Here is a 13787-nt window from a genome sequence, read left to right on the forward strand (position 1 = left end):
ACAAAAAAATAACAGCCTGCGAGGGCTGTTATTTTTTTAATCCTGATTCGAGAACAGTAATCATTTCATGTTTTTCCTGCTCAGATGAATTTTGCCAAATGACCTCGAATAATACGCCCAATCCAGGAAGCATTTTTTCCTCGCCATTCTGAATTGCATCGACAATCGTGTCTTCTAGCTGCTCTTGAGTATTCCCGGTTACGTTTTGAATGATCGCATTCCTTAGGTTTAAATTCACATTTATTCCTCCTCTTACACATAATGACTCACATTAATAGCATTTCACAAACTGGCATGCAATATGTATGTAAATTGCGTTATAATAGGACAATCAGTGTAAAGTTAAAGGAGCGTTTACCCTTGAAATATATTGAATCCGTAAAAAACCCGCAAGTGAAGCAATGGAAAAAGCTATTGACGAAGAAAGAGCGCGACAAAACAGGGAAATATTTAGTCGAAGGCTTTCACCTCGTTGAAGAAGCGTTAAAAGAAGAAATCGTCATTGAAGTGATTGTTAATGAAGAAACAGAAATGCCTGCCCATTTTACACTAGAAGGCACAGAAGTCATTTATGTTAAAAATGATATTATGAAAGCGATTTGTGATACAGAGACCCCTCAGGGAATTGCAGCTGTATGTGAGCAGAAATCAATTAGTATGGCGTCCATTAATCCGGATAAACTATTGTTGATAGATGCGGTACAGGATCCAGGGAATCTCGGAACGATGATTCGGACGGCAGATGCGGCTGGAATTGATGCTGTCATTCTCGGCGAAGGCTGTGCAGATCTGTATAATCCGAAAGTGGTCCGTTCGACGCAAGGAAGCCTGTTTCATATGCCTGTCATCAAAGGAAACCTTTCTGAAATCATCGATGAATTGAAGCAAAAAGGCACACCGGTTTACGGCACAGCCCTTGAAGGAGCCTCGCCATTTGAAGAAGTGGAAAAGTCCTCTCGATTTGCTTTGCTTGTTGGTAATGAAGGACAGGGAGTAGCAAAGGGATTGCTAGAGAAAACTACGAAAAACCTCTATATTCCTATCTACGGGAAAAGCGAATCTCTTAATGTAGGGATTGCGGCTGGGATTTTAATGTACCATTTACGAAAATCAATTTGAAACGGCTGACGAATTATAATATAATAAAACAGAATTTTATAATGAAAACAACGATGACAAAGAGTAGTAACTTAAGATATCCATAACCAGGGAAAAAATGCCGTGACTGAAAGCATTTTTATGGCGCTGCTTAAGGGAATTCACCTTTCGAGTTGGCATTGGGAAGACATAGGGTCCGAAAAATGTTCCGGTGAAGAGCCGTTATTTTTATGAAGTGAGTGCGAAGTTTTTTTGCTTGTGCACTAATAAGGGTGGTACCGCGATACATAAACCTCGTCCCTTTCTGGGATTGGGGTTTTTTTGTGTTTATTTTTACAAAAGGAAAATAAAGGAGGAAGACATGATGCAGGAACGTTTACTAGAACTGCAGGAAGAAGCGTTGCAAAAAGTTGCCGCAGCTTCCGAACTAAAGGAACTGAATGAAGTCCGTGTTTCTTATTTAGGGAAAAAAGGACCTATCACTGAGGTATTGCGTGGCATGGGTAAATTGTCAGCGGAGGAACGGCCGAAAATCGGTGCTCTTGCTAATGATGTTCGTGAAGCAATCGCTTCAAAAATTGAGGAGAAACAAAAAGCTCTTGAAACAGCTGCTGTCAATGCAAAGCTAGCAACAGAAACCATTGATGTTACACTTCCAGGACGACCGGTTAACAAGGGGAATCTTCACCCATTAACACGTGTTGTAGAAGAAATTGAAGATTTATTCATCGGTATGGGTTACACAGTTGCAGAAGGTCCAGAAGTCGAAAGCGACTACTACAATTTTGAGGCATTAAACCTGCCGAAAAGCCATCCGGCACGTGATATGCAGGACTCTTTCTACATCACAGATGAAATCCTAATGCGTACACACACTTCACCGGTACAAGCTAGAACGATGGAAAAACATAAAGGCCAAGGCCCTGTTAAAATTATTTGCCCTGGTAAAGTATATCGCCGTGATAACGATGACGCGACACACTCCCATCAATTCCAACAAATTGAAGGCCTGGTCATCGATGAAAACATCAGCATGAGCGACCTGAAAGGTACGCTTGACGTGTTTGCGAAAAAAGTATTTGGTCAAGACCGTGAAATCCGTCTTCGTCCAAGTTTCTTCCCATTTACAGAACCATCTGTTGAAGTTGATATTTCTTGTAAAATCTGCGGTGGAAAAGGCTGCAGCGTCTGTAAACAAACAGGCTGGATTGAAGTGCTGGGCGGCGGGATTGTTCACCCGAACGTACTTGAAATGGCTGGATTCGATTCGGAAAAATACTCAGGATTCGCTTTTGGAATCGGTGTGGAACGAATCGCAATGTTGAAATACGGTGTGGATGATATCCGTCACTTCTATACAAATGATGTTCGTTTCTTAAAACAATTCCATCATCACGAAGCATAAATTTTATTTTAAAAAGGAGGACCTACCATGTTTGTGTCATATAAATGGTTGCAAGATTATGTAGACCTTTCCGGCATCAATGCAACAGAGCTTGCTGACAAAATCACAAAAAGCGGTATTGAGGTTGAAGGGGTAGAAAAGAAAAGTGAAGGGCTTAAAGGAGTTGTCATCGGACATGTACTTGAACGTGAACAGCATCCAAATGCCGATAAATTGAATAAATGTCTAGTCGATATCGGGTCAGAATATCCCGTTCAAATCATTTGTGGTGCACCGAATGTCGATAAAGGTCAAAAAGTCGCAGTGGCTACTGTCGGCGCTGTGCTTCCGGGCAACTTCAAAATTAAGAAAGCAAAACTTCGCGGAGAAGAATCGCACGGTATGATTTGTTCGCTTCAAGAATTGGGTTTTGAATCCAAGCTTGTGTCTAAAGACTATGCAACAGGCATCTTCGTGTTTCCAAATGATGCGGAAGTAGGTAAAGATGCATTAGAAGAGCTTGGCTTAAGCGATGAAGTGCTGGAACTTGGCTTAACCCCAAACCGCTCTGACGCTTTGAGCATGCTTGGTGTTGCCTACGAAGTAGGGGCTATTCTTGGTCGGGAAGTAAAATGGCCGGTTATCGAGAATGAAGAAGCAGCTGAAAAAGCATCAGATTATATTAGTGTCAAAGTGGAAGCGAAAGCAGATAATCCATTATACATCGCTAAAATCATCAAAGATGTAAAAGTCGGTCCGTCACCGCTTTGGATGCAGACTCGCCTTATGTCTGCAGGTATTCGTCCGCATAATAACGTAGTCGATATTACGAACTACATTTTGCTTGAATATGGTCAACCGCTACATGCATTTGATTATGATCGTTTTGGTTCAAAAGAAATTGTCATTCGCAGAGCAAAAGATGCAGAAAAAGTGGTCACATTGGATGAAACGGAACGTACTTTGACACCTGAACATTTAGTAATCACCAATGGCAACGAGCCGGTTGCAATTGCTGGAGTGATGGGCGGAGCTAATTCCGAAGTGAAAAATGATACAACGAATATAATTATTGAAAGTGCTTATTTTGCCGGTACCGTTGTTCGTAAAGCTTCAAAAGACCACGGTTTACGCAGTGAAGCCAGTGCCCGTTTTGAAAAAGGAGTCGATCCAGCCAGGGTACGTGAAGCTGGAGAGCGTGCTGCTCAATTAATTGCACAGTATGCAGGTGGTACAATTCTGCAAGGAACAGCAGAAGTTGACGAATTAACAATGGAACCTGCTGTAATAAGCATCACACTTGAAAAAATCAACACACTTCTTGGTACTGGCATGACGGTATCTGAAGTAGAGTCGATCTTCAAACGCCTGCAATTTGGAGTAGAGCTTGACAATGAAACGTTCACAATCACAGTCCCGACCCGCCGCGGTGACATTACGATTGAAGCGGATTTAGTTGAAGAAGCGGCACGTTTATATGGGTATGACAACATTCCCGCAACGTTGCCAATCGGTTCAGCAACTCCAGGTCAATTGACGGACTATCAAATCAAACGTCGGAAAGCTCGCCGTACCCTTGAAGGAGCAGGCCTTTACCAAGCAGTAACCTATTCACTAACGAGCCAGGAAAAAGCGGCCCAATTCGCATTGGAGACTCGCGAATCCATTCGTTTGGCAATGCCAATGAGTGAAGAACGAAGCCAATTGCGCTTGAGCATCGTGCCACAATTATTAGAAGTCGTGAAATACAATAATGCTCGCCAACTGGATTCACTTGCCTTATATGAAATCGGTTCAGTATTCTTTAAGCAGGATGGACAAGAGCTTCCTGAAGAGAAAGAACATATTGCTGGGGCTATCACAGGCCTATGGGAATCCCACCTATGGCAAGGCGAAAAGAAACCCGTGGATTTCTATGTAGCTAAAGGCGTGATTGAAGCGTTATTCGATACACTAGGTTTAGCTGATCAAATCAGTTATCGCCAAGCGGAAATCAATGATATGCATCCAGGACGGACAGCTGAGGTACTGTTGAATAGTGAAGTGATTGGCTTCATCGGACAGGTGCACCCAACGGTTCAAAAAGACTTGGATATTAAAGAAACATACATTTTTGAACTTTCCTTAAAAGCATTAGCTGAAGCGGAAGTGGCGCCAATTGCCTATGAAACCATTCCGCGCTACCCATCGACCACACGCGATATCGCGCTTGTTGTTGATAAAGCAACAAAAGCTGGGGACATTCAAAGCATTATTATAGAAGCCGGTGGAAAGCTGCTGAAAGAAGTGGGCATCTTCGATTTATACGAAGGTGAAAGAATGGAGCAAGGTAAGAAATCCATCGCTTACTCACTGAAATACTTCGATCCGGAACGCACACTAACGGACGAGGATATAACAAAAGCACATGATAATGTACTTGCGGCTGTTAAAGAAAAAGCTGGCGCAGAACTACGAGGATAATTTCAAAAAGACAGCCTCCTGAATTTTGGGAAGCTGTCTTTTTATAATCAGAACTCACGAGTAAACAGAGCGAACTCACGAGTAAACAGAGCGAACTCACGAGTAAACAGGGCGAACTCACGAGTAAACAGAGCGAACTCACGAGTAAACAGGATGAATTCACGAGTAAACAGGGCGAACTCACGAGTAAACGGGATGAATTCACGAGTAAACAGAGCGAACTCACGAGTAAACAGGGCGAACTCACGAGTAAACAGAGCGAATTCACGTGTAAAGCAAATAAAAATACTCAGACCATTACCTTATTTATGATATTTCTGTTGATATAGTCGCTTCGCTTTTTCCGTATTGGCAAAGTGGGTTTTCGTAAATTCATTTAAAGAGTCGATTCCTTTTTCGTGAATCAATCGTGCTGCCGCTTCATCGACAGCAAAGCCGGCACCTTTAGGGATTTTGAAACCGGCTTTTTCACTCAGCAAATCAAAGCGTTTTACGAATGCATAGCGTGCCAGGATGGAAGCGGCAGCTACCCCAAGGTGAATACCTTCCGCTTTGGTGCACAAATAGGTGGCGTTTGCCTGAAATAGTTCTTGGCCTTTCAAGTAGTTGAAAAATACATCAGGTTGAGCGAATTGGTCGATTAGGACGGCTTCTGCTTGTTCTGGCTGGATTTTTTGCATAAGATTCTTTATTGCCTGGTTATGAAGGAGGGCCTTCATTTTCCCTTGTGACATCCCCTTTGCCTGAAGTGTATTATATTTCGGATTATCACAAGTAAGCAGACTGAATGGCACTACATCTTTAATCTGTTTGGCAATTTCGATAATCTGTGGGTCTTTTAGATTTTTAGAATCCTGGACACCCAGTTCTTTCAATAGAGGCAGCTGCTCTTTTTTTGCATAGACAGCAACGACGGTCATGGGTCCGAAATAGTCTCCTGTCCCGACTTCATCCGAACCAATAACAGACATGGTGCCAATCTGGGCAGGCGGTGAATAACGATGGACATTAACTGATGCGGTAGAGGCTGCTTTTTTCTTTGGAGCAGCGGCACCTTTCTGCCACTTTTCCGCTTCTGTTTCAGCATTCTTTCCTTGAAAAAGGACTTTTCCGGATTTATAGGCGGTCACCGTACATAGGGGTGGCTTAGCTGAAAAGATACTTCCTGGTGGCAGTTTTGCGGCTAAGGAAGAGGAATAATGAGATTTCATTTCCGTTATTTGTGAAGGACTGATAAGTAAAACAACATGAGACATAATTAGTAAACTCCTAACTCAATTTTATTTTTTTAGGGAGTCCTCAACCTAAGGTCGATTTCGTTTGACAAATTATTGCAATTTTATGCAAGAAATGACGTTGTACTCTCTTTCATGACGAAAAACTTCATGATATGATAGAATTAGGATTGTTTAGATTGGGGGCATCATTTTGTCAGACGATAAACGAAATAAAACAACAGTTGATATATACGGACAACCATATACAATCGTCGGTACAGAAAGCGCGAGTCATATGCGCCAGGTTGCTTCGCTGGTTGACGAGAAAATGAGAGAAATCAGTATGAAAAATCCATATTTGGATACGAGTAAGCTTGCGGTATTAACGGCCGTGAATACCGTCCACGAATATATTAAATTAAAAGATGAACTAGACCAGCTTCAACTGGAATTAAAGAGAGAGAAGGACTGAGTACATGCTTGATTTAGCAATTTTGGCCATTCTTTTAATCGGTTTATTAATCGGTTTAAAGCGTGGCTTTATTTTACAAACTGTTCATATGACTGGATTTATAGTAGCTTTCATTGTCGCCTATGTGTTCTACGGCGATCTTGCTCCCAATTTGAAATTGTGGATCCCATTCCCGACGATAGGTGATTCTTCGACCATTAATATGTTTTTCGAGACAGTAGGGCTTGAAACGGCGTATTACAACGCTATTGCCTTTGCAATCATTTTCTTCGCTACCAAAATTCTTTGGCAAATGCTTGGATCGATGCTCAATTTCATTACCTATCTGCCGATTTTAAAACAGCTAAATCGCTGGGGTGGCGGGATATTAGGATTTGTCGAAGTCTATCTTATCATGTTTATTATATTATACATAGCTGCCTTGCTGCCAATGGATTCCATTCAGGAACCATTAACCGGCTCTTTTCTGGCAGAATCTATAGTGAAACATACGCCGTTCCTTTCCGAACAAGTTAAAGATCTTTGGTTTGTGAAATAATCTTAATGACAGTAAACGAGGGCCTATCTACCTTTCTCAAAGTCCTAGATTCCTATACTTTGAAAGGGTGAGGCCCCTTTGTATGGAGAACGATGAAACTTCTTTCTAGTTGATTCGTATAGTAAGAATCGGACTGCTTGTACTTTACCTCCAAGAAAGGTATCTTTAAGAAAGAAAATAAGGGACACCCTACTAATTTTTTCGGCGGTGAAAAAAATGACAGTAAATAAAAAAGATATCATTAAATTATTAGAAAAAATTGCAATATATATGGAGTTAAAAGGAGAGAATCCGTTTAAGGTTTCAGCTTTCCGCAAGGCGGCAGGTGCCTTAGAAACGGATGATCGGAGTTTGACGGCAATCGAAGATTTTACCACTTTAAGTGGAATCGGGAAAGGAACAGCAGCCGTCATTGAAGAGTATATCAATGAAGGAAAGTCGACTGTTCTTGAAGAGCTTCAGGAGCAGGTGCCAAAAGGTTTGATTCCGCTCTTACAACTTCAAGGGTTGGGAGGGAAGAAAATTGCCAAGCTGCATAAAGAGCTTCATATCAATGATGTGAATGACCTGAAACTCGCTTGTGAAGAAGGCAAGGTCGCGGCACTTTCCGGTTTCGGTAAAAAAACGGAAGAGAAGATTTTGTCTGCGATTGCTGAGGCTGGTTCAAGGCCTGATCGGCTTCCGCTTGCCTTCATGAGACCGATTGCGGATGATATTGAATTGGCTATTACCAACATGGAATATATCATCCGTTCATCAAGAGCCGGCAGTATTCGTCGTATGAGGGAAACGATTAAAGATCTCGATTTTATTATTTCGACTGATCATCCCGAAGCGGTGAAGGATCAGCTTCTTTCATTATCGGGCATAAAACAGGTGATTGCAGCCGGCGATACAAAGGTGTCAGTTGTACTTGATTATGAATATGATATATCTGTTGATTTCCGAATCGTGAAGGATAAGGAATTTATCACGACCCTCCATCATTTTACCGGATCAAAAGATCACAATGTCCGGATGCGCCAACTGGCTAAAGATCGCGGTGAGAAAATCAGTGAGTATGGAGTAGAAGTGGCTGAGACGGGTGAAGTATTGACTTTTGAAACAGAAGAACTCTTTTATAATCATTTTGGACTGCCGTTTATTCCTCCAGAATTACGTGAAGATGGAACGGAAGTGGAGCAATATGATGCAGATGAACCACTTATTTCGGTAGAAGATATTCAAGGTGATCTGCATATGCATACCACGTGGAGTGATGGGGCTTATTCGATTGAAGAAATGATTGAAGCGTGCCGGGCCAAAGGTTATAAATACATGGCCATCACTGACCATTCACAATATTTGAAAGTGGCTAACGGTCTGACCGTGGAACGCTTACGTGAGCAAAAACAAATCATTCATGACCTGAATGAAAAATATGATGATTTTACCGTGCTTTCAGGGATTGAAATGGATATACTTCCTGATGGAACACTTGATTATGACGATGAGTTGTTGGCAGAGATGGATTTGGTTATCGCCTCAATCCACTCAAGTTTTTCCCAGCCTCGTGATACGATTATGGATCGCTTAAAAACTGCGTTAAATAACCCGCATGTTGATATCATCGCCCATCCAACTGGAAGAATTATCGGCAAACGAACTGGTTATGATGTTGATATTGATATGCTGATTGAACTAGCGCTCGAAACGAATACAGCACTGGAATTGAATGCTAACCCGAATCGATTAGATTTGGCTCCGCCTCATTTACGGAAGGCACAGGAAGCAGGCGTTCCGATTGTGATCAATACCGATGCTCATAGCATTGACATGCTTGAACATATGCCGGTCGGGGTTTCTTCGGCTAAAAAAGGCTGGATTAAAAAATCCACTGTCCTTAATGCTAAGAATACTGATGGATTATTAACGTTTTTAAAGAGAAATGACTAACTATTTGCCCACAAAAGAGGAGGAGCTTTAACTCCATGCATAATAAAGCTTTAAAGACATTGGAATTTCATAAAATTAAAGAACAATTAGTCTCACATGCATCCTCTTCCATAGGAAAGGAGAAGGCACAGCAATTGATGCCTTCTACTGACTTTGAGGAAGTATCGAGGTGGCAGGAAGAAACAGATGAGTCAGCCAAAATTGTCCGTTTAAAAGGAAATTTGCCATTGGGCGGAATTTTTGATATCCGTCCACATGCAAAACGGGCTCAGATTGGCGGTATGCTTTCACCGATGGAATTGATGGAGCTTGCGAGTACGCTTCGTGCCGGCAGAATTCTGAGTCGTTTCTTTGATGAAATCGCGGAGCAGGAAATCGAAGTTCCACTTTTAGCAGAATATATTGATTCACTTCATCCGTTGATTGAATTGCAGCAGGAAATTACTTATGCTATTAGTGAGCACGGCGAAGTGATGGATTCTGCGAGTGATAAGTTGCGTACCCTTCGAAACCAGATTCGTACGAACGAAAGCCGTGTCAGGGAAAAACTCGAAAGTATGATTCGTTCCTCCAATGCGTCGAAAATGTTGTCAGACGCCATTATCACAATCCGCAATGACCGTTTTGTTATCCCAGTAAAACAGGAATATCGAAGTGTGTATGGCGGGATCATTCATGATCAATCTTCATCCGGACAAACGTTGTTTATTGAACCACAGGCAATCGTTCAATTGAATAATGTACTTCAGGAAACACGAGTGAAGGAAACACAGGAAATAGAACGGATTTTAGTCGAGTTATCGGAAAAAGTCGGTGAGTTCACCCCGGAATTGCTTCACAATGTTAAGGTGCTCGCACAAGTCGATTTCCTTGTCGCCAAGGCAAAGTACGCAAAAGCGATAAAAGGGTCTAAACCGATTCTAAATAATGAAGGACGCGTGAAATTATTCAAAGCGAAGCATCCGCTCATTCCGAGTGATGTTGTCGTGGCTAATGACATTTTCCTAGGTGATGAATTTACGACAATCGTCATCACTGGTCCCAATACAGGGGGTAAAACCGTTACCCTTAAAACGATTGGCCTTTGTACGTTAATGGCCCAGTCCGGTCTGCAAATCCCTGCGCTGGATGGGTCTGAAACGGCTGTGTTTTCCTCTGTTTATGCCGATATTGGCGATGAACAGTCGATTGAACAAAGCTTAAGTACATTCTCTTCCCATATGGTCAATATTGTCGATATCCTAAAGAATGTCGATTATGATAGCCTTGTTTTATTCGATGAGCTTGGAGCGGGAACTGACCCTCAGGAAGGTGCCGCATTAGCCATTTCGATTTTGGATGAAGTTTATAAGCGCGGTGCACGTGTGATTGCAACGACCCATTATCCAGAATTGAAAGCGTATGGATATGACAGGGAAGGCGTCATAAATGCAAGTGTTGAATTTAATGTAGAAACCTTGAGTCCAACATATAAACTGTTGATTGGTGTACCGGGGCGGAGTAATGCGTTTGAAATTTCCAAGCGTCTTGGCTTGGAAGAGAGCGTTATTAGCCACGCCCGCAGCCATATCGGTGAAGATACGAATAAAGTTGAGAATATGATAGCGTCCCTTGAAGATAGCCGTAAGAAGGCCGAAGAAGAGGAACTAGAAGCCGCAGATCACCTGAAACAGGCTGAAATTCTTCATAAAGACCTTCAAAAGCAAATTGGTGAATACCATGAAGAACGGGATGCGATGGTCGAAAAGGCAGCAAAAGAAGCAGCTGCCATTGTGGAAAATGCAAAAAAAGAAGCGGAAGCAATTATTGCTGATTTACGTAAACTGCGTCTTGAAAAGCATGCTGATGTCAAAGAGCATGAATTAATCGACGCGAAAAAGCGACTTGAAGATGCAGCGCCTAAAATAAAAAAATCAGCAAATAAAGTGGCTAAACCGTTGGATAAAAGCTTAAAACCTGGAGATGAAGTTAAGGTTGTTAGCTTTGGACAAAAAGGTCATCTAATTGAGAAAGCTTCAAGTAATGAATGGCAGGTTCAAATCGGAATCATGAAAATGAAGGTAAAGGAATCTGACTTAGAATTCATTAAGACTACAAAAGTAAAAGAAACGAAACCTCTTACCACGATAAAAGGAAGAGATTATCACGTTAGCCTTGAGCTTGACCTTCGTGGGGAACGTTTCGAAAATGCACTGTCCAGAGTGGAGAAATATGTTGATGATGCTCTGCTGGCCGGATATTCGAGTGTCTCTATCATTCACGGTAAAGGAACGGGAGCTCTCCGGTCAGGTGTTCAGGAATACTTGAAACATCACCGCTCTGTCAAACGAATTCGGTTCGGCGAGGCTGCAGAAGGTGGAACAGGTGTGACGGTGGTAGAATTTAAATAAAGGAAAGTGGTCATTCCGGCTATTCTGCCAAGCCGGATGGTCAGTTACCATTCGGGAGTTGTACCATGGAGAACATGTGGGAAAATGAATATGTATATATAGCTGCTCGTTACAGTGTTGTTATTTTGTGCATTATTGTTTTTTTAGCCATTTTTGAACTTGTCACAAAGTACAAAAATTGGGAGGAAATCAAACAGGGAAATCTTTCTGTCGCGATGGCCACAGGCGGCAAGATTTTTGGGATTGCCTATGTATTTCAACAATCTATTCTCCTTCAGAACTCGATAATTACAATGATTGGCTGGGGCGTATACGGATTTGTCCTGCTGCTGATCGGTTATTTTATTTTTGAATTTATGACGCCTGGATTTAAAATAGATGAAGAGATACAAAAAGATAATCGGGCAGTTGGATTCCTATCGATGATCATTTCAATCGCTTTATCTTTTGTCATCGGCGCTGGAATTTCTTAATGCTCTGCATGAGAGGGAGAAAACTGTGGAGAAACTTGCAAAAATCCTAATCGTTTGTTGCGGAATTTTTTTTCTGCTTGGAATCATTTATATGATATTCTTCACCTGATAGAAGCGGCCTTTGTGTCGCTTCTTTTATTTGAGCTCCTATTAAAAAATGATGTTTTGAGTGTATAAATGGTTATATTGACAGTTTGGAAGAGGAGGACGAAAAGTGTATCAGTCTAAACTGATACAAAAGATTGAAGAACTATCAATGAACGCTTTACCGGCACTGCAAACGCAAATTTATCATTTCCCGCCAGAATATTCCCTCTTCAAACGTGTGAAGGGCGAGAGCCCAACGGTAAGGGGAGATGAATGGCGGTTGGCATAAGCCAAAGTAATCTTTTGACAAACATACGTTCGGTGGTTAATAATAACTATAAGGGGGTGAAACCAATGGTCGTAAACAAAGCTTATAAATTTCGAATCTATCCAACTAAAGAACAACTAGTTCTAATCAATAAAACGATCGGCTGCTCCCGTTTTGTCTATAACTTCTTTTTAGGCAAACAAAAGGAGAAAGATGCCTACTGGTATATCTGTGAAGAAATGAAGCAGAACGGCCAATTACCCTCTAATGAATGGAAAGGTTCTTTTCTGAATAAATACGCAACAATCAAAGAACTTCCAGCTTTAAAGAAAGAGTATTCTTTCCTGAAAGAAGTAGACAGTATTGCCTTACAGAAATCGGTGGAAAATTTAGCAGATTCCTATAGTCGATATTATAAAAAGCAAAACAAGTCACCACGCTTCAAATCGAAAAAGAATCCTATCCAGTCCTATACAACTAAACATACGAATGGGAATATTGGAATTGTTGGAAACAAAATCAAATTGCCAAAACTCGGTCTAGTTCGTTTTGCTAAAAGCCGCGAAGTCGAAGGGCGAATCATCAATGCCACAATCAGGCGGAACTCTTCGGGTAAATATTTCATTTCCGTTTTAGCCGAAACCAATGTACAAGTACTTCTTAAAACGAATCGTTCGTGCGGTGTAGATGTTGGTTTGAAGAACTTTGCTATTCTTTCAGATGGTACGGTCTATCAAAACCCAAAATTCTTCCGGACGGTCGAAAAGAAATTGGCCAAAGCACAACGGATTCTTTCAAGGCGACAAGAAATAGCCTTGAATCAAAATAAGCCATTGGCTGAAGCCAAAAACTATCAAAAACAAAAACGAAAAGTGGCTATCCTACACGAAAAAATGTCAAATGCCCGAATGGATTACTTACATAAAGTTTCTACCGAAATCATCAAAAACCACGATGTGATTGGAATGGAAGACTTGCAAGTGTCGAATATGATGAAAAATCACAAACTAGCTAAGGCTATTAGTGAAGTATCTTGGTACCAATTCAAAAAAATGTTGGAATACAAAGCAAACTGGTATGGTAAACAAATCGTGACCGTATCTAAAACGTTTGCTTCTAGCCAATTGTGTTCTAGCTGCGGTTACCAAAATAAAGACGTTAAACATCTGAATCTTCGTGAATGGGATTGTCCTTTTTGTTCTACTTACCACGATCGAGATATTAACGCAGGACTCAATCTAATGAATGAAGCCATAAGGCTTCTAACCGTAGGAATTACGGGAGTAGCCTAATTAAAAATTGGCCGATAGGCTAATGTTCTTAGGAATCCCCCACTTCAATCAGACCGTAAGGTCGATAAGTGGTGGGTAGTTCAATTATAATCAATTAAATGAAAACTGGTTTCGTAATTTCTGTCTGTTAAACCATATAAGTGATCATGATCAAACAATTTTAAAAAAAA

General features: G+C 41.3%; 12 protein-coding genes and 1 other annotated feature. Of the genes, 10 read left to right on the forward strand and 2 right to left on the reverse strand.

Features of this window, described 5'->3' with window-relative positions:
• Window positions 1-28 precede the first annotated feature (28 nt).
• Window positions 29-238: a small acid-soluble spore protein SspI gene (sspI, locus tag JFU24_RS23625; RefSeq protein ID WP_053347237.1), complete on the reverse strand. Its 210-nt coding sequence runs from the start codon at window positions 236-238 to the stop codon at window positions 29-31.
• A gap of 122 nt (window positions 239-360) precedes the next feature.
• Here sspI and JFU24_RS23630 point away from each other — a divergent pair, with 122 nt between their 5' ends.
• From JFU24_RS23630 to pheT, 3 genes are all read left to right on the forward strand, one after another.
• Complete coding sequence (locus tag JFU24_RS23630) at window positions 361-1119, forward strand: TrmH family RNA methyltransferase (RefSeq protein WP_201250585.1); 759 nt, start codon at window positions 361-363, stop codon at window positions 1117-1119.
• A gap of 44 nt (window positions 1120-1163) precedes the next feature.
• Window positions 1164-1403: a binding site (T-box leader), on the forward strand.
• 59 nt (window positions 1404-1462) lie between these two features.
• Window positions 1463-2503, forward strand: coding sequence for a phenylalanine--tRNA ligase subunit alpha (gene pheS, locus JFU24_RS23635; protein ID WP_201250586.1), 1041 nt, complete (start codon window positions 1463-1465; stop codon window positions 2501-2503).
• Between the two features lie 27 nt (window positions 2504-2530).
• Window positions 2531-4945, forward strand: a complete 2415-nt coding sequence (gene pheT / locus JFU24_RS23640) for a phenylalanine--tRNA ligase subunit beta (RefSeq protein WP_201250587.1) — start codon at window positions 2531-2533, stop codon at window positions 4943-4945.
• Between the two features lie 302 nt (window positions 4946-5247).
• Here the strand turns inward: pheT and rnhC are convergent, their stop codons facing one another.
• Complete coding sequence (gene rnhC, locus JFU24_RS23645; protein WP_207196164.1) at window positions 5248-6201, reverse strand: ribonuclease HIII; 954 nt, start codon at window positions 6199-6201, stop codon at window positions 5248-5250.
• Between the two features lie 172 nt (window positions 6202-6373).
• Here rnhC and zapA point away from each other — a divergent pair, with 172 nt between their 5' ends.
• The 7 genes from zapA to tnpB all read left to right on the forward strand — a co-directional run bounded on the left by zapA (window position 6374) and on the right by tnpB (window position 13617).
• Entirely contained in the window at window positions 6374-6634 is a 261-nt protein-coding gene (gene zapA / locus JFU24_RS23650) for a cell division protein ZapA (protein ID WP_053347231.1), read from the forward strand.
• Between the two features lie 4 nt (window positions 6635-6638).
• Window positions 6639-7172, forward strand: a complete 534-nt coding sequence (locus JFU24_RS23655) for a CvpA family protein (protein ID WP_098175815.1) — start codon at window positions 6639-6641, stop codon at window positions 7170-7172.
• A gap of 216 nt (window positions 7173-7388) precedes the next feature.
• Entirely contained in the window at window positions 7389-9107 is a 1719-nt protein-coding gene (polX, locus tag JFU24_RS23660) for a DNA polymerase/3'-5' exonuclease PolX (RefSeq protein WP_201186121.1), read from the forward strand.
• Window positions 9108-9142: 35 nt separating this feature from the next.
• Entirely contained in the window at window positions 9143-11497 is a 2355-nt protein-coding gene (locus JFU24_RS23665) for an endonuclease MutS2 (protein ID WP_201223439.1), read from the forward strand.
• A gap of 65 nt (window positions 11498-11562) precedes the next feature.
• Window positions 11563-11970, forward strand: coding sequence for a DUF350 domain-containing protein (locus JFU24_RS23670; RefSeq protein WP_053347227.1), 408 nt, complete (start codon window positions 11563-11565; stop codon window positions 11968-11970).
• Between the two features lie 214 nt (window positions 11971-12184).
• Window positions 12185-12346, forward strand: a complete 162-nt coding sequence (locus JFU24_RS23675) for a hypothetical protein (RefSeq protein WP_201223441.1) — start codon at window positions 12185-12187, stop codon at window positions 12344-12346.
• A 65-nt stretch (window positions 12347-12411) separates the two neighbouring features.
• Window positions 12412-13617: an IS200/IS605 family element RNA-guided endonuclease TnpB gene (gene tnpB / locus JFU24_RS23680; RefSeq protein WP_201223442.1), complete on the forward strand. Its 1206-nt coding sequence runs from the start codon at window positions 12412-12414 to the stop codon at window positions 13615-13617.
• The last annotated feature ends 170 nt before the right edge of the window (window positions 13618-13787 follow it).

Source organism: Peribacillus sp. TH27 (genome assembly GCF_016650915.1).
GTDB lineage: Bacteria > Bacillota > Bacilli > Bacillales > DSM-1321 > Peribacillus > Peribacillus butanolivorans.